This is a genomic window from Clostridium sp. TJA085 (assembly GCF_058310235.1).
In genome coordinates this window covers 622,035-647,951 of record NZ_JBZEEZ010000001.1, presented here as the reverse complement: position 1 = coordinate 647,951, position 25,917 = coordinate 622,035, and the positions used below count along the sequence as shown (strand labels likewise).

The 25,917-nt window shown below is 27.3% G+C and carries 26 protein-coding genes and 1 riboswitch; all 26 genes read left to right on the top strand.

Annotation, left to right across the window (positions count from 1 at the left end):
• Positions 1-111: 111 nt before the first annotated feature.
• The 26 genes from AC4FQW_RS03470 (at position 112) to coaBC (ending at position 25,867) form a co-directional block, all read left to right on the top strand.
• On the top strand, positions 112-2,667 hold the full coding sequence (locus tag AC4FQW_RS03470) for an SH3 domain-containing protein (protein WP_491147245.1): 2,556 nt from the start codon (positions 112-114) through the stop codon (positions 2,665-2,667).
• Between the two features lie 204 nt (positions 2,668-2,871).
• A complete protein-coding gene (locus tag AC4FQW_RS03465; protein WP_491147244.1) occupies positions 2,872-3,675 on the top strand; it encodes a sigma-E processing peptidase SpoIIGA in 804 nt (267 codons plus the stop codon).
• A 27-nt stretch (positions 3,676-3,702) separates the two neighbouring features.
• Complete coding sequence (gene sigE, locus AC4FQW_RS03460; RefSeq protein WP_303126958.1) at positions 3,703-4,410, top strand: RNA polymerase sporulation sigma factor SigE; 708 nt, start codon at positions 3,703-3,705, stop codon at positions 4,408-4,410.
• A gap of 79 nt (positions 4,411-4,489) precedes the next feature.
• Entirely contained in the window at positions 4,490-5,263 is a 774-nt protein-coding gene (gene sigG, locus AC4FQW_RS03455; RefSeq protein WP_303126960.1) for an RNA polymerase sporulation sigma factor SigG, read from the top strand.
• Between the two features lie 89 nt (positions 5,264-5,352).
• On the top strand, positions 5,353-5,631 hold the full coding sequence (locus AC4FQW_RS03450) for a YlmC/YmxH family sporulation protein (protein WP_303126962.1): 279 nt from the start codon (positions 5,353-5,355) through the stop codon (positions 5,629-5,631).
• Between the two features lie 81 nt (positions 5,632-5,712).
• Complete coding sequence (nrdR, locus tag AC4FQW_RS03445; protein WP_303126964.1) at positions 5,713-6,162, top strand: transcriptional regulator NrdR; 450 nt, start codon at positions 5,713-5,715, stop codon at positions 6,160-6,162.
• 132 nt (positions 6,163-6,294) lie between these two features.
• Positions 6,295-7,029 (top strand): peptidoglycan editing factor PgeF, encoded by a 735-nt coding sequence (gene pgeF / locus AC4FQW_RS03440; protein ID WP_491147242.1) that lies wholly within the window; start codon positions 6,295-6,297, stop codon positions 7,027-7,029.
• Between the two features lie 11 nt (positions 7,030-7,040).
• Complete coding sequence (locus tag AC4FQW_RS03435) at positions 7,041-7,739, top strand: response regulator (protein ID WP_491147240.1); 699 nt, start codon at positions 7,041-7,043, stop codon at positions 7,737-7,739.
• 5 nt (positions 7,740-7,744) lie between these two features.
• On the top strand, positions 7,745-9,418 hold the full coding sequence (locus AC4FQW_RS03430; RefSeq protein ID WP_491147239.1) for a HAMP domain-containing sensor histidine kinase: 1,674 nt from the start codon (positions 7,745-7,747) through the stop codon (positions 9,416-9,418).
• Between the two features lie 184 nt (positions 9,419-9,602).
• Positions 9,603-10,469, top strand: a complete 867-nt coding sequence (locus AC4FQW_RS03425) for a phosphate ABC transporter substrate-binding protein (protein WP_491147237.1) — start codon at positions 9,603-9,605, stop codon at positions 10,467-10,469.
• Between the two features lie 27 nt (positions 10,470-10,496).
• Positions 10,497-11,387 carry a phosphate ABC transporter permease subunit PstC gene (pstC, locus tag AC4FQW_RS03420; RefSeq protein ID WP_491147236.1) on the top strand — a complete coding sequence of 297 codons (891 nt, stop codon included), beginning with the start codon at positions 10,497-10,499 and terminating at the stop codon, positions 11,385-11,387.
• A gap of 1 nt (position 11,388) precedes the next feature.
• On the top strand, positions 11,389-12,273 hold the full coding sequence (gene pstA / locus AC4FQW_RS03415) for a phosphate ABC transporter permease PstA (protein ID WP_491147234.1): 885 nt from the start codon (positions 11,389-11,391) through the stop codon (positions 12,271-12,273).
• Between the two features lie 11 nt (positions 12,274-12,284).
• Positions 12,285-13,034, top strand: coding sequence for a phosphate ABC transporter ATP-binding protein PstB (pstB, locus tag AC4FQW_RS03410; RefSeq protein ID WP_491147233.1), 750 nt, complete (start codon positions 12,285-12,287; stop codon positions 13,032-13,034).
• Between the two features lie 21 nt (positions 13,035-13,055).
• The gene (gene phoU, locus AC4FQW_RS03405; RefSeq protein ID WP_491147232.1) at positions 13,056-13,712 is read left to right on the top strand and encodes a phosphate signaling complex protein PhoU; all 657 of its coding nucleotides are present in this window, start codon (positions 13,056-13,058) and stop codon (positions 13,710-13,712) included.
• A gap of 167 nt (positions 13,713-13,879) precedes the next feature.
• Complete coding sequence (locus AC4FQW_RS03400) at positions 13,880-15,211, top strand: DUF512 domain-containing protein (RefSeq protein ID WP_303126981.1); 1,332 nt, start codon at positions 13,880-13,882, stop codon at positions 15,209-15,211.
• Between the two features lie 4 nt (positions 15,212-15,215).
• Positions 15,216-16,532 (top strand): ribosome biogenesis GTPase Der, encoded by a 1,317-nt coding sequence (gene der / locus AC4FQW_RS03395; RefSeq protein ID WP_303126983.1) that lies wholly within the window; start codon positions 15,216-15,218, stop codon positions 16,530-16,532.
• A gap of 2 nt (positions 16,533-16,534) precedes the next feature.
• Entirely contained in the window at positions 16,535-17,530 is a 996-nt protein-coding gene (locus AC4FQW_RS03390; protein ID WP_303126984.1) for an NAD(P)H-dependent glycerol-3-phosphate dehydrogenase, read from the top strand.
• A 124-nt stretch (positions 17,531-17,654) separates the two neighbouring features.
• Positions 17,655-19,133, top strand: a complete 1,479-nt coding sequence (spoIVA, locus tag AC4FQW_RS03385) for a stage IV sporulation protein A (RefSeq protein WP_303126986.1) — start codon at positions 17,655-17,657, stop codon at positions 19,131-19,133.
• A 120-nt stretch (positions 19,134-19,253) separates the two neighbouring features.
• A complete protein-coding gene (locus AC4FQW_RS03380) occupies positions 19,254-19,649 on the top strand; it encodes a PBECR3 domain-containing polyvalent protein (protein ID WP_491147229.1) in 396 nt (131 codons plus the stop codon).
• A 210-nt stretch (positions 19,650-19,859) separates the two neighbouring features.
• Positions 19,860-20,858 carry an asparaginase gene (locus tag AC4FQW_RS03375; RefSeq protein WP_491147227.1) on the top strand — a complete coding sequence of 333 codons (999 nt, stop codon included), beginning with the start codon at positions 19,860-19,862 and terminating at the stop codon, positions 20,856-20,858.
• Between the two features lie 104 nt (positions 20,859-20,962).
• Positions 20,963-21,060: riboswitch (purine riboswitch) on the top strand.
• A gap of 75 nt (positions 21,061-21,135) precedes the next feature.
• Positions 21,136-22,500: an NCS2 family permease gene (locus AC4FQW_RS03370; RefSeq protein WP_303126992.1), complete on the top strand. Its 1,365-nt coding sequence runs from the start codon at positions 21,136-21,138 to the stop codon at positions 22,498-22,500.
• Between the two features lie 181 nt (positions 22,501-22,681).
• The gene (locus AC4FQW_RS03365) at positions 22,682-23,563 is read left to right on the top strand and encodes a YicC/YloC family endoribonuclease (RefSeq protein ID WP_303126994.1); all 882 of its coding nucleotides are present in this window, start codon (positions 22,682-22,684) and stop codon (positions 23,561-23,563) included.
• 14 nt (positions 23,564-23,577) lie between these two features.
• Positions 23,578-23,847, top strand: a complete 270-nt coding sequence (gene remA, locus AC4FQW_RS03360; RefSeq protein WP_039316141.1) for an extracellular matrix/biofilm regulator RemA — start codon at positions 23,578-23,580, stop codon at positions 23,845-23,847.
• Positions 23,847-24,479 (top strand): guanylate kinase, encoded by a 633-nt coding sequence (gene gmk, locus AC4FQW_RS03355; protein WP_303127000.1) that lies wholly within the window; start codon positions 23,847-23,849, stop codon positions 24,477-24,479. Before remA ends, gmk begins: the two co-directional genes overlap by 1 nt.
• A complete protein-coding gene (rpoZ, locus tag AC4FQW_RS03350) occupies positions 24,460-24,672 on the top strand; it encodes a DNA-directed RNA polymerase subunit omega (protein WP_303127002.1) in 213 nt (70 codons plus the stop codon). The genes gmk and rpoZ overlap by 20 nt, the downstream gene beginning before the upstream one ends.
• Positions 24,673-24,676: 4 nt before the next feature.
• Positions 24,677-25,867, top strand: coding sequence for a bifunctional phosphopantothenoylcysteine decarboxylase/phosphopantothenate--cysteine ligase CoaBC (coaBC, locus tag AC4FQW_RS03345; protein ID WP_303127004.1), 1,191 nt, complete (start codon positions 24,677-24,679; stop codon positions 25,865-25,867).
• The last annotated feature ends 50 nt before the right edge of the window (positions 25,868-25,917 follow it).

Genomic DNA, 25,917 nt, shown 5'->3' with positions numbered 1-25,917 from the left:
AAAAGTGAGTGATTTAAAAGTCAAAAATGTTTTATGTATAAGAAAATTATGTTAAAATTAAAAATAATGAGATAAAAAATGTAAAAAAATATTTTATATGGAGAGATTGTTATGAATAAAAAAAAGATATCAACTATGTTGTTTTTATTAGCGGCAACAACGACAACTTCATTGGCGTTAAACAATGAGAAGACTTTTGCAACTGTAAATAAATCTTCTATTGTTTCAGAACATATAATAGGAAAGGGTAAAGTTATAAATGTAGAAACTAATCTTAGAATAAGAAAAAAAGCTAGTATAAATAGTGAGATAATAGGATATCTTAAAGAAGGACAAGCTTTTGATGTTTTAGCTAAGGATGGATTATGGTATAAAATTAAAGCTGGAAAAAATGAAGGATATATTCACAAGGATTATGCCAAAGTAACTTTAAATGATGATAATAAAAGTAATAAGGTAGATAAAGTAACTAAGCAAGGGGTAGTAGTAAATATTACAAGTGAATTAAGGGTAAGAAAAGGTGCATCAACAAGTTCAGAAACAATAGGTTACTTAAAAAATGGAAGCAAACTTGACATAATAGAAAAGTCAGGGAAATGGTATAAAATAAAATATAAAAATGGATATGGATATGTCCATGAAGATTATGTAAAAGTAACAAGTAATAATAGTAGTAGTAACAGCAATAGTAGTAATAGCAATCAGAATAATAAACCAACAGAAAGCGTTACAAAGCAAGGGGTAGTAGTAAATATTACAAGTGAATTAAGGGTAAGAAAAAGTGCATCAACAAGTTCAGAAACAATAGGTTACTTAAAAAATGGAAGTAAACTTGACATAATAGAAAAGTCAGGAAAATGGTACAAAATAAAATATAAAAATGGACATGGATATGTTCATGAAGATTATGTAAAAGTAACAAGTAATAATAGTAGTAACAGCAATAGTAGTAATAGTAATCAGAATAATAAACCAACAGAAAGCGTTACAAAGCAAGGGGTAGTAGTAAATATTACAAGTGAATTAAGAGTAAGAAAAGGTGCATCAACAAGTTCAGAAACAATAGGTTACTTAAAAAATGGAAGTAAACTTGACATAATAGAAAAGTCAGGAAAATGGTACAAAATAAAATATAAAAATGGACATGGATATGTTCATGAAGATTATGTAAAAGTAACAAGTAATAATAGTAGTAATAGCAATAATAGTAATAGTAGCAATCATAATAGTAACAACAATAATAGTAGTAATAATTCTAGTGTTAATAAATATGAAGGAACAGGAAAAGTTATAAATGTTACAAGTAATTTAAGAGTAAGAAAAGGACCAGGAACACAATATGGTGTTGTAGGATATTTACTACCTGGAGAAAACTTTGATGTTAATGGAAAAGATGGAAAGTGGTATAAAATAAAAAAAGGTAGTATAAGTGGATATATTCATGAAGATTATGTTAAATTTTATCCAAAAAATAATTCTAATAGTAAACCAGAAATTAAACCGGATAATAAACCTGAAGCAAAACCTGAAGTTAAGCCTGAAAGTAAACCAGAATTAAAAGAGAGATATGGGAAAGTTAAGGTAAATAGTGAATTAAGGATTAGAGAAAAACCTAGTACTTCATCAAAAATAATAGGAAACTTAAGAAACGGAGAAATAGTTGAAATACTAGGAGAAGAAAATGGATTTTATAAAATCAAAGATTCAAGCGTAACTGGATACTCTTCAAAAGAATATATAAAAGAAGTTTCAAAAGATGATATACAAAATGAAAAGCCAAATGAAAAAAATGTTATATATACTAATTATAATATGTCAATGGATTCATATATAAAATTACAAAAATCAAGAAACTCATCATATGATTATAATTTTTATGAAAAGTATATAAATCCAGCAAAAGCTACTAATCAATTACAATATTTAAGATTAGATGAATATAGAAATATTAGCGTTAATGGTTTAAATGATTATTTTAAAGCACATAATGCGGGAGTTTTAATTGGTCATGCTAGTGCATTTGTAAATTCAGCAAAAAAATTTAATATAGATCCATTATATTTTGCAGCCCAATCAATACATGAAACAGGGTATGGAAAGAGCACTTTAGCAAAAGGAGTTAAGATAACAGAGATAGCAAATACTAATCATGAAATAAAAAATAGTAAAGGTGAATTAATTGGTTATAAAATGATAAAGTTGCAAAAACCTGTAACTGTATATAATTTATTTGGAATAGGTGCATATGATAATTCTAAAGCATTTCCAAATAGAGCTTTAATACTTGGAACAACATATGCTTATAATCATGGATGGACAAGTGTTGATAAAGCAATAGAAGGTGCTGCTAATTTTGTATCAAGTAATTATGTTAATAGTTCAAAATATAAACAAAATACTTTATATAAAATGAGATATTCACCTAATGAATCATTAATGTGGCATCAATATGCAACTACACCATGGTATGCACAAGAAATAGGGCAACAAATGGAAGAAATGAAATATTTATATACAGGTAACAATGACTTTATTTATGATAAACCAAAGTTTACAGAAACAAAAATGTCTTTTAAAACAAATTTATCTATAGTGCAAAAAAAGAAAGAAAGTTTACCAGAGAGTCAAGCACATGTTTCTATAGATGATAACAAAATAAATAAATAATAATAAGGAGAGATTTTTTTAAAATCTCTCTTTTTTTATTTTAAATTTGTGATTTATGAAAAATAAAAAGTTAAAAATTATTTTAATATAATATTTTATGTAATCAAATGTAAAAAAAATGATTTAAAAAGTTATGTTTATATCAATTAAATTGACAAAATTTTGAAATATATAGTTATATAATTTTATTAAGGGGGAATGTAAGTGAATATATATATAGATATACTACTTATTGAAAATTTTTTGGTAAATTTATTTTTGTTATTAACTACTTATAAAATTATTAGGGAAAAATATTCTTTTAAAATGTGTTTACTATCAGCTATTTTAGGTTCTTTATATACATTAACAATGGTTATAGAAGAAATAAGTTTTTTATCAAATAATATAATTCAAATTATTGTAGCAATAGCTATAGCTTACATACCTCTTAATAATAAGAGGTTTATAAAGTCTTTAAAAAGTGGGATTGTATTTATAGTATCATCCTGTGTGTTAAGTGGAATTTGTTTTAAAATTGCAATTATGACTAATGAGTATTCTATAAAAAATGGTATTATGATAAATAATTTTAAAATAAAATATTTGATTTTAAGTTTATCTATATTATGTATAACATTAGAGAGAATAACAACATATATAAGAGAAAAAAATATTATTAATAATTTTTATTATGATGTTGAATTTTCTGTTGAAAATAAAATTTTAAAAATAAAAGGTTTTTTAGATTCTGGAAATGAACTTAGAGAGCCTATAACAAATTTACCATGTATATTGGTAGAAGAAGTTTATTTAAATGAAATAAATTTAGAAAATTATGGTTTATATCATATTCCTTATAGTGCTATAGGATATGATGGAGTTTTAAAAGGGTTTAGAGTAGACAATATGAAACTTAAAAAAAGTGGACAAACATTTAAGGTTGTAGATGCTATATTATGTCCATGCAAAGATAATTTAAGTAGAGAAAATGATTTTAATGCATTGATACCAAGGGGAGTAATATAAATTATTATTAATATCAAGGAGGAGAATATGGTTAATATAAAACTTTTATTAAATAGGATATTTGAGAAATTAGGTTTGTGTAGAAAAAAACTTCATTATGTTGGAGGAAATGATGCATTACCACCACCTCTTAGCAAAGAAGAAGAAGAAGATTTAGTTAATAAATTAAGTGATGGAGATGAAGGAATAAGAAGTATATTAATAGAAAGAAATTTAAGATTAGTTGTATATATAGCAAGAAAGTTCGAAAATACAGGAGTATATGTAGAAGATTTAATTTCAGTTGGAACTATAGGATTAATAAAAGCAGTAAATACATTTAAACCAGATAAAAAAATAAAGCTTGCAACTTATGCATCAAGATGTATTGAAAATGAAATACTTATGTATTTAAGAAGAAATAATAAAATAAAAGCTGAAATTTCATTTTATGAACCTCTTAATATAGATTGGGATGGAAATGAATTATTATTATCTGATATATTAGGAACTGATAATGATATTGTATATAATTTAATAGAAGATGAAGTAGATAAGCAGTTATTGTTTATTGCTCTTAAAAATTTAAATGAGAGAGAAAAAGAAATTGTTAGATTAAGATTTGGTTTAAATGGTAATAACGAAAAAACACAAAAAGAGGTAGCTGATATACTTGGAATATCACAATCATATATATCAAGATTAGAAAAAAAGATAATAAGTAGATTAAAAAAAGAAATAAGTAAAATGGTTTAGGTTGTCTTTAGTATAAAAGTTACTCCTTACGGAAATACTTTCTACTGTGATGAAATTACTTCCAAAGGAGTTGATGACTTTGATCATTAATAAAGTAGAGATATGTGGAGTAAACACTGCAAAACTTCCTATACTTAAAGAAAAGGAAAAAAGAGAACTTTTATTAAAAATGCAGTCTGGTGATAATAGTGCTAGAGAAACTTTTATAAAAGGTAATTTAAGACTTGTATTAAGTGTTATTCAAAGGTTTAATAATAGAGGCGAAAATGTTGATGATTTATTTCAAGTTGGATGTATAGGGCTTATGAAAGCTATAGATAATTTTGATTTATCTCAAAATGTTAAGTTTTCAACTTATGCTGTACCTATGATAATTGGTGAAATAAGAAGATATCTAAGAGATAACAATTCAATAAGAGTTAGCAGGTCATTAAGAGATATAGCATATAAGGCACTATTAGTTAGAGATAAACTTGTAAAAGATAACAATAGAGAGCCAAATGTTTCTCAAATTGCTAAAGAACTTGAAATTCCAAGAGAAGAAGTTGTTTTTGCATTAGATGCAATACAAGATCCAGTTTCTTTATTTGAACCTATTTATCATGATGGTGGAGATGCTATATATGTTATGGATCAAATTAGCGACTCTAAAAATACTGATGATAGTTGGCTTGAAAATATATCCATAAATGAGGCAATGAAAAAGTTAACTGATAGAGAGAAATTAATATTAAATCTTAGATTTTTTAAAGGTAGAACACAAATGGAGGTTGCAGATGAGATAGGAATATCTCAAGCTCAAGTATCTAGACTAGAAAAGACAGCACTTAAACACATGAGGAAGTATGTTTAAAAAAGAACTCTTATGAGAGTTCTTTTTTCATGTAAATATAATAATTTATAAAATAATGAATATAAATTTAACATATGGGGGTGTTATATATGGAGGAAAATTTACATTCAATAAATTCTATGAAAAGTATGGAGGTTATAGATATAAATTCTGGAACAAAATTAGGATTTATTGTAGATATAAAATTAGATTGTGAGAATGATAAAGTTGAGTCATTAATTATTCCAGGAGAAAACAAAGGGTGGTTTTCGAAAGGAGAGGAAATAGAAATACCATGGGAAAATATAGAGAAGATTGGGTTAGATGTGATATTAGTTTCTATGGATAATTCAAATATTTTAGGGCGAGATGATAATATTTACAGATAGTATCTAGCCATAAAAGAGAAAAATATGTATAATAACGATATAGAATAAGTCAATTACTGTACAGAAAGGTGGGAATTATCTATGAAATGCCCTTTTTGTTCTTTTCAAGAAAGTAAAGTAGTCGATTCAAGATCAACAGATGATAATACTACAATTAGAAGAAGAAGAGAATGTTTAAATTGCAATAAAAGATATACAACTTATGAAAAAGTAGAGGATATTCCAATTTTAGTTATAAAAAAAGATTTAACTAGAGAAAACTTTAATAAGGAAAAAATAGTAAACGGATTGATAATAGCCTGTCAAAAAAGACCTATTTCACGCAAGCAAATAGAAGATATTGCAGAAGATATTGAAAAGACTATATCAAATAAAATGATGACAGAAGTTCAATCAAATTACATAGGAGAAATGGTTATGGAAAGGCTAAAAAAGATAGATGAAGTGTCTTATGTTAGATTTGCTTCTGTTTATAGGCAGTTTAAAGATATTAATACCTTTATGGAAGAAATAAATAGATTAATGAGATAAGGAATTGGCATATTAGTTCTAAAATAGAATTAGTATGCTTTTTTACGTTAAAGATAGGTAAAAAATATATTATTAAATAGATAATAAATTTAGTAAATGTTAAAATAATATTAAAAGAGTTGGAGGGGAAAAATGAAAAATTTAAATTTAGATAATATTTGTAAAAAAGATGATTTTTTAGTTATTGATAATGAAAAAAGTTCAGTTGTATTTTCAACTGCTGAAAAAAATAAAAGTTTTAATAGAAATACTTTAGAAGGAATAGATACATTAAATAATTTAAAGAAAGATTTCAATGTAGATAAAATAGTATATTTAAATCAAATTCATTCAGATGAAGTTTTAATTTATAATGGTGAAGAAAATTTTAATGAAAATAGCGGTGATGGTATAATTACAAATTTAAAAAATGTTTTAATTGGAGTATTTACTGCTGATTGTGTACCTGTAATTATTGTAAATGAGGAGTACGGAGTTATAGGTGCAGTCCACAGTGGATGGAAAGGAACTATTAAGTCTATAACAAAAGTTTGTTTAGATAAAATGACTGAAGTTTATGGCGTTAACCATAAAAATACTAAAGTTTATATAGGCCCTCATATAAGAAAATGCTGTTATGAAATATCAGAAGATTTAAAAGAAAGATTTATAGAAGAGAAAGATATAGATAAAGATATATTATTTGATGGAAGAAATTTAAACTTAGAAGCTTGTATAGAAAAAGATGCAAAAGATTGTGGGGTTAATGATGAAAATATAAAAAGTATACCTCTTTGTACTTATTGTGAAAAAGATATAAAATTACATTCATATAGGAAATCTGATGGATCTTACGGAAGACTATTTACATTTGCAATATTAAAATAGAGGTGATTAAGTTGTCAAAAGAAAAAATATTAATTGTAGATGATGAAGAACATATATTAGAACTTTTAAAATTCAATATAGAAAATGCGGGATATCAAGTTATTTGGGCAAATAATGGAGTAGATGCACTTAATATCGCTAAAAATGAAAAGCCTCATTTAATATTATTAGATTTAATGTTACCTGGAATGGATGGATTTGATGTATGTAAAGAAATAAAAAGAAATAATGATACATGTAATATTTCTATAATAATGCTTACTGCAAAAGGAGAAGAACTAGATAAAATATTAGGCTTAGAACTTGGAGCTGATGATTATATAACAAAACCATTTTCTATAAGGGAACTTTTGGCAAGAGTTAAGGCTGTTTTAAGAAGAAGTGCTCCTTTAGAATCAAATAAAAAAGAAGATATTTATGATAATGGAAGATTAAAAATAGATTTTGAAAGACATGAAGTAACTATAAATAATAAAAAGATAGATATGACATTAAAAGAATTTGAATTATTAGAAATATTAATAAGAAATAAAGGCAAAATTTTAAAGAGAGAAATTTTATTAGATAAAATATGGGGATATGAATATATTGGAGAGACAAGAACAGTAGATGTGCATATTAGATATTTAAGAAAAAAAATAGAAGAAGATGATAAAAACCCTAAGCTTATAGAAACTATAAGAGGGGTTGGATATAGATTTAACGGGTAATATTTATGAAGAAAAAAATAATAACTTCTGTAATAATAACAGTAGTTTTTGCCTTAGTTATAATAACATCTTCATTTATGGCTCTTTACAGTATACAGGAAATAGAAAATTCTAAAAGCATGTTAAAAGAATATAACTCTATAATTTCTGAATTAGATATAGAAAATGCTAGTAAATTAGGTTTATTTAAAATAAATGGGAAAACAATAGAATTAACTATAATTGATAAAGATGGGAATATAAAATTTAATTCATCAGGAAATGAAGCAAATATAAGTTATGCTTCAATAATAAAAGAAGCTGAAAATAAAGGTGTAGGTTATTTAGATAAATATAATGAAAATAAAAAAATAAATATGATTTATTGTGGAACTAAGCTTTCTAATGGAGATACAATAATAAGTGGAGTTGAAGAGCCTACAACAAATATATTTCAAGTTAAAAATACTAAATATTATATTATAACTTTAATAATTGTTTTATTATTATCTATAGCTTTAGCTCTTAAGTTAGTTAGAATAATTGTAGATCCAATAAAACATTTAGAAAGTGTTACTTGGAAAATAGCTCATGGAAATTTACAAACAAGGGTAAATGTAGTCTCAAATGATGAATTAGGACAACTAGGTAAAACATTTAATAATATGGCAGATCAGCTTCAAAGTAAAATAAATGAAGTCGTTGATAAACAAAATAGACTTGAGTCAATATTAAAATCTATGCAAAGTGGAGTTATAGCTGTAGACAATGAAGATAGAATAATAACTATAAATCCTTATGCTCAAAAGATATTTGGAATAAATGTAGATGTTACAGGAAAATATTTAAATGATTGTATAGAAGATAAAAGAATAAAAGAAATTTTAAATAATGAAACTGTTGATGAAACACAAGTTAAAATAAAAAAACCATTTAGAAGATTTTTGAAAATAAAGAAAGCTATAGTTATAAATGGATATAAAAAAATTGGTAGAGTTATTGCAATTCAAGATATAACAGAAATGAAAAGACTTGAAAATATAAGAAGTCAGTTTGTAGCTAATGTATCTCATGAATTAAAAACTCCATTAACGTCAATAAAAGGTTTTGCTGAAACATTAAGATATGTTGAAGATGAAGAAACTAAAATTAAATTTTTAGATATAATAGATAAAGAGACAGAAAGGCTTACTAGACTTATTAGTGATATCTTAGTTCTTTCTGATTTAGAAAATAATCCAGTAGAAGAATTAGAAGAAATTTTTCCAGATGGAATAATAACAGATGCAATAAATATATTAAGTGAACATGCAAGAAAAAAGAATATATATATAAATTTTGAATCTGATAATAATGATTTTATTTTAGGACAGAAAGATAAGTTTCTTCAAATAGTTATAAACATAATAGAAAATTCTATAAAATATTCAAATAATAATACTAAAATTAATGTAAAAAGTTTTTCAGATAAAGAATATTATTATTTTAAGGTGAAAGATAATGGTATAGGAATACCAAAAGAAGACCTTCCTAGAATATTTGAACGTTTTTACAGAGTTGATAAAGCAAGAAAAAGTGGGGGTACTGGACTTGGTCTTGCAATAGTTAAACATATTGTAAAAACTTTTGGAGGAGAGATAAGTGTTGATTCTGAAGTTTTAAAGGGAACAGAATTTACATTTAAAATAAAACATATATAAATAAAAGACGAACTTTTAAAAATAAAAGTTCGTCTTTTTTATTTAATTGTTAAACTCATTTAACACTAATATAAAACAACTTAACTTTAGTATAATAATACCTTAACTTTCAAAAGATATTATTAATATATAGTCAAATTATAAAAATAAATGAGTAAAGGGATTTTTAAGGAGGTTATATTTTATGAGAAAGAAAAATTTAAAAATGTTAGTAGCCACATTAGCAGTAGTTATTACAGGAGGATTATTTGTTGGTTGTGGAAGTACAGAAAATGGTAGCTCTATAACAATAAGTGGATCATCAGCACTTTTGCCTCTTATGGAACAATCAATAGAAAAATTTAATGAAATAAAACCTGGAAATACTATAAATGCACAAGCAGGAGGTTCAGGAACCGGACTTACTCAAGTTTTAGAAGGTTCTGTTAATATAGGAAACTCAGATGTTTACGCAGAAGATAAGCTTACAAAGGAACAAGCAAGTCAATTAGTAGATCATAAAGTTGTAGCGCAAGGTTTTGGTGTTGTTGTTAATAAAAATTCTGGAATAGAAAATTTAACAAAGAAACAAATACAAGATATTTTTTCAGGGAAGATTAAGAATTGGAAAGAGGTTGGAGGAAAGGATTTAGAAATATTAGTAGTTCACAGGCCTACATCATCAGGAACAAGAGCAACATTTACAAAGAAGATATTAGATGGAAATAAAAAATTAGAAAATGATTCAATAGGAGCTACACAAGATAGTAATGGTGCTGTATTAAATGCTATGAAACAAAATAATGGAGCAATAAGTTATGTGGCACTATCATATATGAATAATGAAGAAGCAAAAAATACATTAAATTTAATTAAAATAGATGGAAAAGAAGCAACTGCTGAAAATATTAAATCTGGAAATTATGATTTCTGGTCATGGGGGCACATGTATACAAAAGGTGAAGCTAATGGACTTACAAAGGAATTTATAGATTTTGTAGGAAGTAGTGAAAATAGTGAAAGTATAAATAATTTAGGATTAATTCCAGGAAATGAAATAAAGGAAAAATAATAAGCAATAAAGATAGGAATGAGGTATATGAAGACGAGGAGTTTCAAAGAAAGGCTATTAAATGAATATTTAGGGAAAGGATTTTCAAGTTTTTGTGGAATATTAATAATTTTAATAACAGTATCAATAATATTATTTATAGGATTAAAAGGAATAAAGACATTCACTAAAGGTGAGTATAGTTTAATTGAATTTTTATTTACGAATAACTGGAATCCTTCAGGTAGCCCTAAAACTTTTGGAGCTTTTGCATTCATATTAGGATCTACACTAGTATCCTTAGGAGCTGTTATATTAAGTGCTCCAATTGCAGTTGCGTTAGGGATTTTTGTTAATGTAATTTCTAAAGGTTTTGGAGAAAAACTAATAAAGCCAACTTTAGAAATATTAGTAGGAATTCCATCAGTAGTTTATGGTTGGGTAGGAGTTTCGGTTTTAGTTCCATTTATAAAAGATAAGTTTGGAGGGATTGGCTTTTCACTTTTAGCAGGAATAATAGTTTTATCCCTTATGATTTTACCAACTATAGCAACTTTATCTATTGATGCTATAAAAGGAATACCTAAAGAACATATAGAGGCATCTTATGGACTTGGAGCAACGAGATGGCAAACTATAAAAAATGTAATAACTCCAGGAGCAAAATCAGGAATACTTACTGGAGTAGTTCTTGGTATTGCAAGAGCTTTTGGAGAAGCTTTAGCAGTTCAGATGGTAATAGGAAATACAATAAAAATGCCAAATAGTCTAATATCACCATCTTCAACATTAACTAGTATATTAACAATGGATATGTCAAATACTGTATCTGGTTCTGCTTGGAATGATGCTTTATGGACTTTAGCATTAATTCTTTTAGTAATATCATTTATATTTATACTTGTAATTAGGCAAATAGAAAAGAAGGGAGTTAACTAAAGTGGATGCAAAAAAAATAGATAAAGTAGCAACTATAATGTTTTATATAATAGCAATATTTATAGTAACGTTACTTGGAGCTTTTATAGCTTATATCTTTTATAAAGGAATAGGTATGCTTACTCCATCATTTTTATTTGGTAATCCCAAAATGACAAGTGTTGGTGGAGGTATTGGGCCACAAATATTTAATTCATTATATATGTTAGTAATAGCATTGATAATTACAGTACCAATAGGAATTGGTGCAGGTATATACTTAGCAGAATATGCTAAAGAAGGCGTTGTTTTAAAAATAATTAGATTATCTCTTGAAACTATGTCTTCATTACCTTCAATTGTAATAGGTATGTTTGGACTTTTAGTTTTTGTTAATTTATCAGGATTTGGATATTCATTAATAGCTGGAGCTTTATCAGTTAGCATATTAAATATTCCATCTATGACTAGAATATCAGAAAATGCAATAAGACATGCATCAAAAAAAGTAAAAGAAGCATCATTAGGACTTGGTGCAACTAAATGGCAAACTATAATGAGAGTGACTCTTCCAACTGCAATGAGGGATATACTTACTGGAATTATATTATCATCAGGAAGAATTTTTGGAGAGGCAGCAGCATTCTTATATACAGCAGGTTTAAGTTCAGGAACACTTAATTTCAACAATGTAAGTTTACTTGGAAAAACATCAGCATTTTCGCTTTTTAGACCAGCAGAAACTTTAGCAGTTCATATATGGAAATTAAATTCTGAAGGAATTGTTCCAGATGCATCAGCTATAGCAAATGGAACAGCAGCTGTGCTTATAATAATTATATTAATCTTTAACTTATTAGCAAAATTAATTGGAAACAGAATGTTAAAATCATATAGTGGCAAATAGTAGGAGGAAGTATGAGTATAATAGAAACTAAAAATCTAAATCTTTATTATGGAACTAATAAAGCTCTTAAAAATATAAATATGAAATTTAATAAAAATGAAGTTACAGCACTTATAGGTCCATCTGGTTGTGGTAAATCAACGTTTTTAAGAACTATAAATAGAATGAATGATCTTATAGATTCAGTTAAAATAGAAGGTGAAGTTTTATTTGAAGGAGAAAATATTTTTAGTGATTATGATGTAATTGATCTTAGAAAAAGAATTGGTATGGTCTTTCAAAAGCCTAATCCATTTCCTATGTCAATATATGACAATGTTGCCTATGGACAAAGAATACATGGAATAAAAGATAAAAAGAGATTAGATGAAATTGTTGAAAAAAGTCTTAAGGGTGCTGCACTTTGGGATGAAACAAAAGATAGACTTAAAAAGAGTGCAATGGGGTTGTCAGGAGGACAACAACAAAGACTTTGTATAGCAAGAACACTTGCTGTATCACCTGAAGTAATTCTTATGGATGAGCCAACATCAGCATTAGATCCAATTTCAACTAATAAAGTAGAAGATTTAATTGAAGAATTAAAAAAAGAATATACAGTTATAATAGTTACTCATAATATGCAACAAGCTGGAAGAATAGCAGATAAGACAGCTTTCTTTTTAAATGGTGAAGTTATAGAATATGGAAAAACAGAAGATATATTTTATAAGCCAAAAGATAAAAGAACAGAAGATTATATTACAGGTAGATTTGGTTAATAATGTTTAAGGAGTGAGCATATGAGAAGAGAGTCACAAAATCAAAGAATTGATGAAATAAATGAAAAATTGTATATAATGACTAATATAGTAAAAGAACAAATAAAATGTAGTATGCAAGCATTAAAGCTAAAAGATGAAAAATTAGCTGAAAATATAATAAAAAATGATGATAAAGTAGATAATCTTCAAAAAGTAATTGAAGAAGAATGTATAAAATTTATAGCAACAGAACAGCTTGTTGCTAAAGATTTAAGAAGAGTATTTACTGCATCTAAAATAGTAACTGACTTAGAAAGAATGGCGGACCATGCTATTGATATATGCAAAATTGTAAAGTATGTAAAAGGAACATTACATCCAATTGAAATAAAAGATCTTTTAATTATGGAAGAAAAAATTCAAAATATGATAACATTAGCTAGCAAAGCATATAGTGAAAGGGATATAGAATTAGCATATTCAATATGTAAGTTAGATGATGAAATAGATAATTTATATAAACAAACATTTAAATATACACTATTGTGTATAAAGAATGATGAAAATAGTATAGAAGAGGGAACAAGATTATTATTTGTAGCTAAATATTTAGAAAGAATAGGTGATCATGTTACAAATATTTGTGAATGGATAATTTTTAGTAAAACAGGAGAATATGTAGATTTAAATATATAAATAAAAACCACACAAAGTATTTAGTGTGGTTTTTAATTGCATAAAATTAATTAAATTAATTTTGAATTTATAAAAATTTCCTTTTTGACGAGTTTTGTTGACTAACTACATATATTAATGTAATATAACAAAAGATACACTAGTTTATAAAAAAGGGGAGTGAAAATATGAAGAACTTAATAAAAAGTGTACTTCCTGATAGTATTGCAGAAGAGGTTGGAATAGAGGCAGGCGATTTTCTTATTTCAATTAATAATAAAGAAATAGAAGACATTATTGATTATAGATTTTTAGCTGTTGATGAAGAGTTAACTATACAAATTGAGAAATCTTATGGTGAAGTTTGGGATATAGAAATAGAAAAAGATTATGGTGAAGATATAGGCCTTGAATTTCAAGGTGGTATAATGGATAAAGCAAAAAGTTGCAGTAATAAATGTATTTTTTGCTTTATAGATCAGCTTCCTAAAGGAATGAGAAATACTCTTTATTTTAAAGATGATGATTCAAGATTATCATTTTTACAAGGTAATTTTGTAACATTAACAAATATGAAAGAGGCTGATATAGATAGGATAATTAGATACAAAATAAGTCCTATAAACATATCTGTTCACACAACAAATCCAGAGCTTAGAGTAAAAATGCTTAACAATAGATTTGCAGGACAAATATATGATAGAATGAAAAGGCTTAAAGAAGCAGATATTTATATGCATGCTCAAATTGTATGTGTTCCAGGTATTAATGATGGAGAAGAACTTAAAAGAACTATAAATGATCTTTATAATTTGTACCCACAAGTTAATAATGTGGCAGTTGTGCCAATTGGAATAACAAAATTTAGGGAAAACTTAGCTCATGTAAATACATTTACTGAACAAACTTCAAAAGAAACAATAGAAATGGTTAATGAACTTCAAGAAAAGTTTATGAAAGAAGTATCAGAACCTTTTGTAAGATTATCAGATGAATTTTATTTAGTAGCAAAACAAGATGTTCCAGAGGAAGAATTTTATAATGGTTTTGAACAGTTAGAAGATGGAGTTGGAAGTGTTCGTTATTATAGAGAAGCTATAAAAAGAGATTTGGAATTTTTAGATACAAATAAAAAAGGAAATTATACTGTAGTAACAGGTGCATTAGCTTATGATGAAATAAAAAATGCTATGGATAGTATAATGAAAAAAAATGATAATATAAAAATAAATGTTAAAAAGATAGTTAATAACTTTTTTGGAGAAACTATTACTGTTGCAGGACTTTTAACTGGTACAGATATAATAGAGCAGTTAAAGGATGAAATAGATACACCATATCTTATAATGGCAGATAATATGTTTAGAAGAGGTTATGAATTAGCTCCAGAGGAACTTATAATGTTAGATGACACAACAATCGATATGTTAGAAGAGGCTTTAAATGTTAAAGTTTTAGTTTGTGATTACTCAGGAGATGGTTTTATAGATTTAATAAATAATTATAACGAGGAGGAATAGGAATATGGCAAAACCTATTGTTGCAATGGTTGGAAGACCAAATGTAGGAAAGTCTACATTATTTAATAGATTAGCAGGAAAGAGAATATCAATAGTCCAAGATACACCAGGGGTTACAAGGGATAGGGTTTATGCAGAAGCAGAATGGCTTAACTATAAATTTACTATGATAGATACAGGTGGTATAGAACCAGAAAGAGATGACATTATAGTAAAACAAATGAGAAGACAAGCAAATATAGCTATAGAAACTGCTGATGTAATAGTATTTATAGTAGATGGTAAAGAAGGCTTAACAGCAGCAGATAGAGAAGTCGCAACTATGCTTAGAAAAAGCAAAAAGCCTGTAGTTTTAGTTGTTAACAAAATAGATTCATTAAAAGAAGAAGATAATGCTTGGGAATTCTATAATTTAGGTATAGGAGATCCTGTAACAATATCAGCAGCTCAAGGTTTAGGACTTGGAGATATGTTAGATGAAGTAGTTAAGCATTTTGATGCTTTAAATACAGAAGAAGAGGAAGATGAATACATAAGAATAGCTATGATTGGTAAACCAAATGTAGGTAAATCATCTCTTATAAATAAGCTTTTAGGAGAAGAAAGAGTTATAGTATCTAATGTTCCAGGAACAACAAGAGATGCTATTGATTCATATTTAGAAACTGATCAAGGTAAATTTATTCTTATAGATACAGCTGGACTTAGAAGAAAAAGTAAAGTAAAAGAAGAAATAGAAAAATATAGTGTTGTAAGAACTTACGCAGCTATCGAAAGAGCAGATGTATGTATATTAATGATAGATGCAGAAGAAGGAATTACAGAACAAGATGAAAAGATTGTAGGATATGCTCATGAATTAAATAAGGCTATAATGGTTGTAGTTAATAAGTGGGATCTTATAGAAAAAGATGATAAAACTCTTGATAAATATAAGAAAGAATTACAAGGAAAACTTAAATTTTTAAGTTATGCACCTTATCTTTTCATATCAGCACTTACAGGACAAAGAACACAAAAAGTTTTAGCAATGGCTAGAATGTGCTACGATAACTATTCAAAAAGAATATCAACAGGTATATTAAATGATGTAATAAGTAAGGCTGTTCTTATGAAAGAACCTCCAATAGTAGGACTTAAAAGAATGAAAATCTACTATGCAACTCAAGTAGCAAGTAGACCACCTAAGTTTATATTCTTTGTTAATGATAAAAATGCAACACATTTTTCATATGAGAGATATTTAGAAAATCAACTTAGACAAAGTTTTGATTTTGAAGGAACTGGTATAGAAGTAGAATATAGAGAAAGGAAAATGTAGTTATGAGTAAAGTAACATTTATTGGCGGCGGGAGTTTTGGTACAGCTTTAGCAATTCAACTTGCCAAAAAAAATAATTGTGTAAATATATTTGATAGAGATATTGAAGTTTGTAATGATATTAATATAAGAAAAAGAAATAGTAAATATTTAAAAGAACTTGAAATTCCAGAAAATATAAAGGCATATAACAATTTAGATAAGGCAATACATGATGCAGAATATATAGTTTTAGCTGTTCCATCGCACGTTATAAGAGATGTTACTAGATTATTAAAAGGTAAGATAAGTGAAGATACTATAATAATTTCTATTGCAAAGGGAATTGAACAAGGTACAAATAAAAGATTATCAGAAGTTATAAGTGAGGAAATTCCAGAAAATCCAGTAGTTATTTTATCAGGACCAAGTCACGCTGAAGAAGTTGCTATCGAAATTCCAACAACTTTAGTTTCTACATCAACTAACATGAAATATGCAGAAAAAGTTCAAGAGTTATTTATGACACCAAATCTTAGAATATATACAAATGAAGATATAATAGGTGTTGAAATTGGAGGTGCAGTAAAAAATATTATTGCACTTGCAGCTGGTGTTGGTGATGGAGTTGGATATGGAGATAATACAAAGGCAGCACTTATGACAAGAGGAATGAAAGAGATTTCAAGAGTTGGAATAGCACTTGGCGGTAAGGAAGAAACATTTTTTGGACTTACAGGAATGGGAGATTTAATAGTTACATGTACATCAATGCATTCAAGAAATAGAAAAGCCGGAATTTTAATAGGTAAAGGATTTTCATTAGATGATGCTTTAAAAGAAGTAGGAATGATAGTTGAAGGTGTAAAAGCGTGTAAGGCATTCCATGAATTAAATAGCAAAATAGGAGTTAGTATGCCTATAACAGATGGACTTTATGATGTATTATTTAATGAAAAGTGTCCAAAAGAAGTTGTAAGAGAATTAATGCTTAGAGAAAAAAAGAATGAAACCCATTAAAAAGCAACCTTTTTAGGTTGCTTTTTTATTTATAAAATTATAAGAAAAATATTTTATAAAATAGTATATAAATTTTAAATTTAGAATATATATATACTGTTACAGATAGTTAGGAGGGGATTTCTTGGACAACTTTAAAATTTATAAAGATATATCAGAAAGAACCCAAGGAGACATATATGTAGGAGTTGTTGGACCAGTTAGAACTGGTAAGTCAACTTTTATAAAAAAGTTTATGGATCTTATGGTAATACCAAAGATAGAAAATGAATTTAAAAAAGAAAGAGCTAAAGATGAATTGCCACAAAGTGGATCAGGAAAAATGATACACACTACTGAACCAAAATTTGTACCTAATGAGGCTATTGAAATAAGTCTTGATGAGGAGATAAAATTCAAAGTTAGAATGGTAGATTGTGTAGGTTATATAGTAAAAGAAGCTTTAGGTTATATTGAGGGCGAAAACTTAAAGATGGTAAATACACCTTGGTATGATTATGAAATTCCATTTGAAGATGCAGCTGAAATTGGAACAAGAAAAGTTATAACAGATCATTCAACTATAGGATTAGTTATAACAACAGATGGAAGTATAACTGGTCTTAATAGAGAAGATTATGTTGAGGCAGAAGAAAGAGTTATATATGAATTAAAGGCAATTAATAAGCCGTTTGTAGTAGTACTTAACAGCTCAAGAGGAGAGTCTAAAGAAACAGAAGAAATTAGAAAAGAAATGGAAGAAAAATATGATGTAGAAGTTCAAATTATGGATATTGCTAACATGAATGAAGAAGATGTAGAAAAATTATTTAAAAATGTATTAAAAGAGTTTCCAGTAAAAGAAGTAAATATTGATATGCCAGAATGGCTTGAAAATTTAGAGCCTGAACATTGGCTTAAAAAAGATTTCTTTAACATAATAAGAAGTATGAGCAAAAACATATCAAAAATAAGAGATATAAAAATGTCTCTTGAAACTTTATGTGATGAAGAATTTTTAGGAGAAACTTTAGTAAAAGAAATAGATTTAGGTGTTGGAACAGCAAATGTTTCAATGAAACCTAAAGAAGGAATTTTCTATAAAGTTTTAAGTGAAGTGTGCGAATTAGATGTGTCATCAGAAAATGATTTATTATCAATAATAAAAGAATTAAATGTGGCAAAAAAAGAGTATGATAAAGTAAAAGATGCATTAAAAGATGTTAATGAAACAGGATATGGACTTGTTGCACCTCAACTTAAAGAAATGAAATTTGAAGAGCCAGAAATAGTTAAACATGGTTCACAATATGGAGTTAAATTAAAAGCTAGTGCACCTTCATTACATTTTATTAAGGCTGATATTCAAACAGAAATTAGTCCTATAATGGGATCAGAAAAAGAATCTGAGGATTTAGTAAAATCTTTATTAGAGCAGTTTGAAAATGATCCAGCAACATTGTGGCAAAGTAATATGTTTGGAAAATCATTAGAAGTATTAGTTAAAGAGGGGCTTCAAAACAAACTATATAAAATGCCTGAAGATGTTCAAGTGAAAATCCAAAAAACCCTTCAAAAAATAATAAATGAAGGCAATGGAGGATTAATCTGTATAATCTTATAAAAATATACGGTTAGTATAAAAAGTTGAATACTAACCGTTTAATTATATTATCATATTAAATTAAATTGGAATAATATATATTGAGATATTTAATATAATAAAAAGGCATGGTGAGGTAACATGATTGAAAAATATAAAACTTATAAAAAGGTTGGCTCTATAAATAAAGAAATTGCACAAGGCATAGGGTTTGAGTTTTATGGAAATGTCTATGCTTCACCAGGTGTATTAAAACACATAAAAAAGAAACACGGAAAGCAACTTACTAGAAATATAAAAGATAATTTAACGATAATTATTGAAAGAATAATAAGCAATCCAGATTTTATTGGAATGAATAAGAAAAGAAAAGAATCGGGAGCTTTAGAATTAGTAAAAAAAATAGATGCTTATATTATGCTTATATTGGAAGTCGATTTAGATAATAATTATATTTATGTTTCTAGCATGTATCCTGTAACAAAAAGTAAAATGAGAAATAAAATATATAGTGGAAAGCTTAAAGTTGCAGTATAAATTAAATAGTAATACCTACTTGAAAAATATTTAAATAAATATGTATAATAATATTGATAAAGTTTTTGAGGTGAGAAAAGGCTCCTCATGCGCTAATTTTATTTAGTAAACAGAGATGTAGGATAAATGCCGACCTACCAAAAACTTATTAAAACTTTTGGTTTAATCCAAAAGTTCTTTTTATTACAAAAGAAAGTTGGAGGTATTACTATGAAAAAAGTAGCTGTTATTTTTAATGGTGGAACAATTTCAATGAAAGTTGATGATAGAATAAAGGCAGCAGTGCCAAGTCTTAGCGGAGAAGAGATTATGTCTATGGTAACGGGTATAGAAGGTTATGCTGAAGTTATAAATTATAATTTTTCTTCTTTACCATCTCCTCATATAACTCCGAAACTTATGCTTGAATTATCACATTTTGTTCAGGAGTTGGTAGATAGAGAAGATATTGCAGGTGTAGTTATAACTCATGGAACTGATACATTAGAAGAAACTGCATATTTTTTAGATTTAGTAGTTAAAACTAAGAAGCCTGTAGTAGTTACTGGGGCTATGAGAAGCAGTTCAGAACTTGGTTATGATGGACCATTTAATTTAGCTACTTCAATATGTACAGCTACGGCTGAAGAATCTATAGGAAGAGGAGTAATTGTATGTTTTAATGGTGAATTAAATGATGCTAGAGAGGTTACAAAGGCAAACTCTATGGCTTTAAATGCTTTTAGAACTCCTAATTTTGGACCTGTTGGAATTGTAGATAATAATAAAGTAATTTTTTATAGAAAGGGTAAGAAGGGAGAAAAATTAAATCCCAAAAAAATGGACAAGGATGTGGCGCTTATAAAATGTGTTGCAGGAATGGATTCTTCTTATTTAGATTTTGCAATAGAAAAAGGTTTTAAAGGAATAGTTATAGAAGGTATGGGAAGAGGAAATATACCTCCAGAAATGGTTGATGGAGTTAAGAGAGCTATAGAAAGTAATATCCCTGTTGTTCTTGTGTCTAGATGTTTTGAAGGTAGAGTTTTTGAAAGCTATGGATATGAAGGTGGTGGAAAGCATCTTATGAATTTAGGGGTAATATTTGGAGATAATATGCCAGGACAAAAAGCTAGAATAAAATTATTAGTAGCTATAAACTCTGATAAAAATCAAGATGAAATAAGGGATTTATTTGAACAAGGCTTATATGAGCACGAGCAAATTTAAAAAAGTTATTAACGATTATTAATTAAATTTATAAAAAAATAGTTCGAAAATATATGAATTTTATAATTAAAAACTATTGACTATGTTCGTTAAAATAGGTAAAATTCATATTGTAAATATTAACTCATATATGATGAAAATATGGTTCATCGTTTCTACAAGATACCTTAAATATCTATCTATGGGGAATTTATTTTAATTAATAATTAAAATAAAACTGTTATGAGGTATCTTTATTAAAAATCATAACAGTTTTTTTATTTGTGGGGGGATAAAATTGAAAAAAGAGAAAAAGTTTTTTGAAATCTTAGAGAACAAAAATGTTGACTTTAAGAGAGAAATTATAGCTGGATTTACAACATTTTTAACTATGGCTTATATAATAGCTGTTAATCCTAATATTTTAAGTGCAACAGGTATGGATCAAGGTGCACTTGTAACAGCTACTTGTTTAGCAGCAGCTTTTTCAACTATACTCATGGGAGTTTTTGCAAATCTTCCATTTGCTTTAGCATCAGGTATGGGACTTAATGCATATTTTGCATTTTCTGTTGTTATTGGTAAAGGGATATCATGGGAAATTGCATTAACGGCAGTTTTTGTAGAAGGTATAATATTTATTTTAATGTCACTTTTTAAGATTCGTGAAGCTGTAGTTAATGCCATACCTATGAATATGAAGTATGCAGTTACTGCTGGTATAGGTTTATTTATAGCCTTTATAGGACTTACAGGTAGCAATATTGTAGTAGCTAATAAAGATACTTTTTTAGCTTTAGGAGATTTTAATAATCCAACAGTATTAATTGCATTAATTGGAGTTACAGTAATAGCTATATTAGATAAAAAAGGTGTTAAAGGATCCATATTATATGGTATATTAATATCAACAATTATTGCTTGGGGGTATGCTTTATTTAATAGAGAATATGCTGCAAGTCTTGGGATATTTCTTCCTAATGGATTAATAAAATTTGAAAGTATAGCACCTATTGCTGGTAAATTGGATTTTGGGTATATTATGAATCCGAATAATATAGGGACTTTTATAACTATAGTTTGTACATTCTTATTTGTAGATTTTTTTGATACTATAGGTACATTGGTTGGTGTATCATCAAGAGCTGGAATGCTTGATGAAAAAGGAAATATTCCTAATGCAGGAAAAGCACTTATGGTTGATGCTATAGGAACAACTGCTGGTGCAGTTATGGGAGTATCAACAGTTACAACTTTTGTTGAGAGTTCTACTGGTGTTTTAGCAGGCGGAAGAACAGGGTGGACATCTGTAACAACAGGATTATTATTTTTAGTTTCTATGTTTTTTTCACCTATATTTATAGCGATACCTTCTTGTGCAACAGCACCTGCATTAATGTATGTTGGTTATTTAATGCTTGGAGCATGCAAAAATATTGAATTCGAAGAAATTACAGAAGGGTTTCCTGCATTTATAACAATTATAGCTATGCCATTAACTTATAGCATAGGTGATGGATTAACTTTAGGAGTATTATCTTACGTATTTATAAATGTTTTATATAATGTATTTTTTATAAAAGATAAAAAGAATAAGAAAAAAGTATCAATTGTAATGATTGCTTTAGCTGTTATATTCTTATTTAAATTATTCTTTTTATAAATTTAAAATAATATTTTAAATTTTAGGCTGATAGTATTTTGCTATCAGTCTTTTTGTTGAAAAGAATTATAAAAAATATAAATGTTAATATTATGTAAACAAAGTATTGACTTTAATATTATACTAAAATAATATGTATTTATGCTAATTGAAATATTATTAGTAATGAGGAGGCTTAGAAATGGTTAAGAGTATGACAAGCTTCGGAAGATCAAGAAGCGAAGAAGGATTAGAGAGAATATTTTCAATAGAAATGAAAAGTGTAAATCATAGATATTTAGATATGAACATAAGAATGCCAAAGTCAATGTTTCCACTTGAAGAAAGAATTCGTAAAATTATAAGCGGAAGATTAAATAGGGGGAAAGTTGATGTTTATATAAATATTAAAAATTTTCACAAAGGTGATTCTGTTGCAGAACTTAACGAAGCACTTGCTAAAAGTTACTTTGAATGTTTACAAAAACTTTCAGATGAATTAGGAATAGTAAATGATATAACTACTACAAAAATAGCTAGATTTCCTGACGTTATTTCAATAGTTGAAAAAGAAGAAAATATTGAAGAAATATTTAATGAAATAAAATCTCTTATTGAATCATCATTAGATAAAATGGTTGATATGAGAATAAGAGAAGGAGAAAAATTAAAAGAGGATATATTAGATAAGCTTCTTGTTATAGAAAACTTTGTTGATTCTATAGAAAAAATTGCAGATTTAATTCCAATTGAATATAAGTCAAGATTAGAAGAAAGAATAAAAGAATTGACTTCAGGAGTTGAAATAGATAAAAATAGAATAGCTGTAGAAATTGCTATTTTTGCAGATAAAGCTACAGTCGATGAAGAAATCATAAGACTTAGAAGTCATATAGAACAAATGAGAAATACATTAGAATTAGATGAACCAATAGGAAGAAAGCTAGATTTTATAGTTCAAGAAATGAATAGAGAGGCAAATACAATTGCTTCAAAATCAAATGATATGAAAATGACAAATATAGTCATTGATATAAAAAATCTAATTGAAAAAATTAGAGAACAAGTGCAAAATATAGAATAATTAGGAGGAAGTACATGGGTATAAAATTAATTAATATTGGTTTTGGAAATATAGTATCAGCTAATAGATTAGTTGCTATTGTAAGTCCAGAGTCTGCACCAATAAAAAGAATAATCCAGGAAGCTAGAGATAGAGGAATGCTTATTGACGCAACTTATGGAAGAAGAACAAGAGCTGTAATTATTACAGATAGTGATCATGTTATTTTATCAGCTGTTCAACCTGAAACAGTAGCTCATAGATTATCAAATAAGGATGATCATGAAGATGAGGTAGATGAATAATGAGCAAAAAAGGTGTATTATTAGTAATATCAGGTCCTTCTGGAGCTGGTAAAGGAACAATTTGCAAAGCTTTATTAGAAAAGCATAAAGAAATATATTTATCAGTTTCTGCAACTACAAGAGAACCTAGAAATGGCGAAGTAGAAGGAGTTAACTATTTCTTCTTAAAAAAAGAAGATTTTCTTCAAAAGGTTGAAGAAGGAGATTTCTTAGAACATGCTGAAGTTTATGGAAATTATTATGGAACACCAAAATCAAGTGTTCAAAAAATGATAGATGAAGGTAGAGATGTAATTCTAGAAATAGATATACAAGGAGCTCTTAAAGTAAAAGAAAACTGTGAAGAAGGAATTTTTATATTCATATTACCACCATCAATGGAGGAATTAAAACAAAGAATAATAAAAAGAGGCAGTGAAACACCTGAATCATTAATGAGAAGATTTAAATCAGCGTATAAAGAAATAAATTATATTTCAAAATATAATTATGCTGTAGTAAATGATGAAGTTGATACAGCAGTATCAAAAATAGAAGCAATAATAACTGCAGAAAAATGTAGAGTAGATAGAATGAAAAATAAGATATTAGATTCTAAGGAGGGTATTATACATGAACAACTCTATGATTAATCCATCAATAGTAGACTTATTAAATAAGGTAGAGGATAGATATTCACTAGTTATAGTAACTTCAAAGAGAGCTAGACAAATAATAGCTGGAAGTAATCCACTAGTAGAAATAGATTCACAAAAACCTTTAACAATAGCTATAAATGAAGTGAACGAAGGAAAAGTAACTTACGAAGCTTCAGAAGGAAAGTAATTAGATGTATAAGGATAAATGTGTTGTATTAGGAGTATGCGGAGGAATAGCAGTTTACAAAGCATTAGATGTTGTAAGTTCGCTTCGAAAAAAAGGAATTGAAGTAAGAGTTGTTATGACAGAGTCAGCAACTAAGTTTGTAACACCTCTCACTTTTCAATCAATAAGTCAAAATATGGTTATAACTGATATGTTTGCAGAACCAAAAGCATGGGAAATTCAACATATAAGTTTAGCACAAAAAGCTGATGTTATGCTTATTGCTCCAGCTACAGCTAATATAATAGGTAAAGTTGCAAATGGTATAGCAGATGATATGCTTTCTACAACTATAATGGCAACTAAAGCTAAGGTTATATTTGCACCTGCAATGAATACAAATATGTATGAAAATCCTATAGTTCAATCAAATATTAAAAAGCTTAAAAGTTTAGGATATGAGTTTATTGAGCCAGATTCAGGAAGACTTGCTTGTGGAGATGTTGGAAAAGGAAAACTTCCAAAACCTGATGTTATTTTTAAAAATGTTCTTACAGCATTACATCCGGTAAAGGATTTGCAAGATAAGAAGGTATTAGTAACAGCAGGCCCTACTAGAGCTAACATAGATCCTGTAAGATTTATAACTAATAAGTCAACAGGGAAAATGGGTTATGCAATAGCAGAAGAAGCAAGAGATAGAGGTGCGGTTGTTACACTTGTTACAGGAGCTAAAGGAATTGAAAGACCACATGGCATTAATGTTATAGAAGTAGAAACAAATTCTCAAATGAGAGAAGCTGTTATGAGTAACTTTGATGATTCTGATATAGTTGTAAAATCAGCTGCTGTTGCAGATTATAAGCCAAAAGAATATAGTTTTGAAAAAATAAAAAAAGGCGAAGGAAATTTAAACATTGAACTTGTAAGAGATAATGATATATTAAAGGAACTTGGCGATAAAAAAGATAAACAAATTTTAGTTGGTTTTGCAGCTGAAAGCAGTAATTTGATAGATAATGCAAAAGGTAAATTAAAGAGAAAAAATCTAGACTATATTGTAGCTAATGATATTACACAAGCAGAGACTGGATTTGGTAGTGATAATAATAAAGTATTTGTAATATCAAAAGAAGGTTCTGTTTTAGAATTAGATACAATGAGTAAAAGAGATGTTGCAAGTAATTTATTTGATGCTATTTGTAGAAAGCGCTAAATTGCGCTTTCTTCTGCTATATTGACAAATTTTAAGAAAGGGTGGATTTT

Excerpts from the sequence above, each read along its gene's own strand:
- remA (WP_039316141.1), top strand. The coding sequence starts at position 23,578 with ATGGGTATAAAATTAATTAATATTGGTTTTGGAAATATAGTATCAGCT.
- AC4FQW_RS03425 (WP_491147237.1), top strand. The coding sequence starts at position 9,603 with ATGAGAAAGAAAAATTTAAAAATGTTAGTAGCCACATTAGCAGTAGTT.
- pgeF (WP_491147242.1), top strand. The coding sequence starts at position 6,295 with ATGAAAAATTTAAATTTAGATAATATTTGTAAAAAAGATGATTTTTTA.
- AC4FQW_RS03365 (WP_303126994.1), top strand. The coding sequence starts at position 22,682 with ATGGTTAAGAGTATGACAAGCTTCGGAAGATCAAGAAGCGAAGAAGGA.
- AC4FQW_RS03375 (WP_491147227.1), top strand. The coding sequence starts at position 19,860 with ATGAAAAAAGTAGCTGTTATTTTTAATGGTGGAACAATTTCAATGAAA.
- pstC (WP_491147236.1), top strand. The coding sequence starts at position 10,497 with ATGAAGACGAGGAGTTTCAAAGAAAGGCTATTAAATGAATATTTAGGG.
- nrdR (WP_303126964.1), top strand. The coding sequence starts at position 5,713 with ATGAAATGCCCTTTTTGTTCTTTTCAAGAAAGTAAAGTAGTCGATTCA.
- AC4FQW_RS03450 (WP_303126962.1), top strand. The coding sequence starts at position 5,353 with ATGGAGGAAAATTTACATTCAATAAATTCTATGAAAAGTATGGAGGTT.
- sigE (WP_303126958.1), top strand. The coding sequence starts at position 3,703 with ATGGTTAATATAAAACTTTTATTAAATAGGATATTTGAGAAATTAGGT.
- AC4FQW_RS03390 (WP_303126984.1), top strand. The coding sequence starts at position 16,535 with ATGAGTAAAGTAACATTTATTGGCGGCGGGAGTTTTGGTACAGCTTTA.
- pstB (WP_491147233.1), top strand. The coding sequence starts at position 12,285 with ATGAGTATAATAGAAACTAAAAATCTAAATCTTTATTATGGAACTAAT.
- AC4FQW_RS03430 (WP_491147239.1), top strand. The coding sequence starts at position 7,745 with ATGAAGAAAAAAATAATAACTTCTGTAATAATAACAGTAGTTTTTGCC.
- AC4FQW_RS03470 (WP_491147245.1), top strand. The coding sequence starts at position 112 with ATGAATAAAAAAAAGATATCAACTATGTTGTTTTTATTAGCGGCAACA.
- phoU (WP_491147232.1), top strand. The coding sequence starts at position 13,056 with ATGAGAAGAGAGTCACAAAATCAAAGAATTGATGAAATAAATGAAAAA.
- rpoZ (WP_303127002.1), top strand. The coding sequence starts at position 24,460 with ATGAACAACTCTATGATTAATCCATCAATAGTAGACTTATTAAATAAG.
- der (WP_303126983.1), top strand. The coding sequence starts at position 15,216 with ATGGCAAAACCTATTGTTGCAATGGTTGGAAGACCAAATGTAGGAAAG.
- coaBC (WP_303127004.1), top strand. The coding sequence starts at position 24,677 with ATGTATAAGGATAAATGTGTTGTATTAGGAGTATGCGGAGGAATAGCA.
- gmk (WP_303127000.1), top strand. The coding sequence starts at position 23,847 with ATGAGCAAAAAAGGTGTATTATTAGTAATATCAGGTCCTTCTGGAGCT.
- AC4FQW_RS03380 (WP_491147229.1), top strand. The coding sequence starts at position 19,254 with ATGATTGAAAAATATAAAACTTATAAAAAGGTTGGCTCTATAAATAAA.
- AC4FQW_RS03400 (WP_303126981.1), top strand. The coding sequence starts at position 13,880 with ATGAAGAACTTAATAAAAAGTGTACTTCCTGATAGTATTGCAGAAGAG.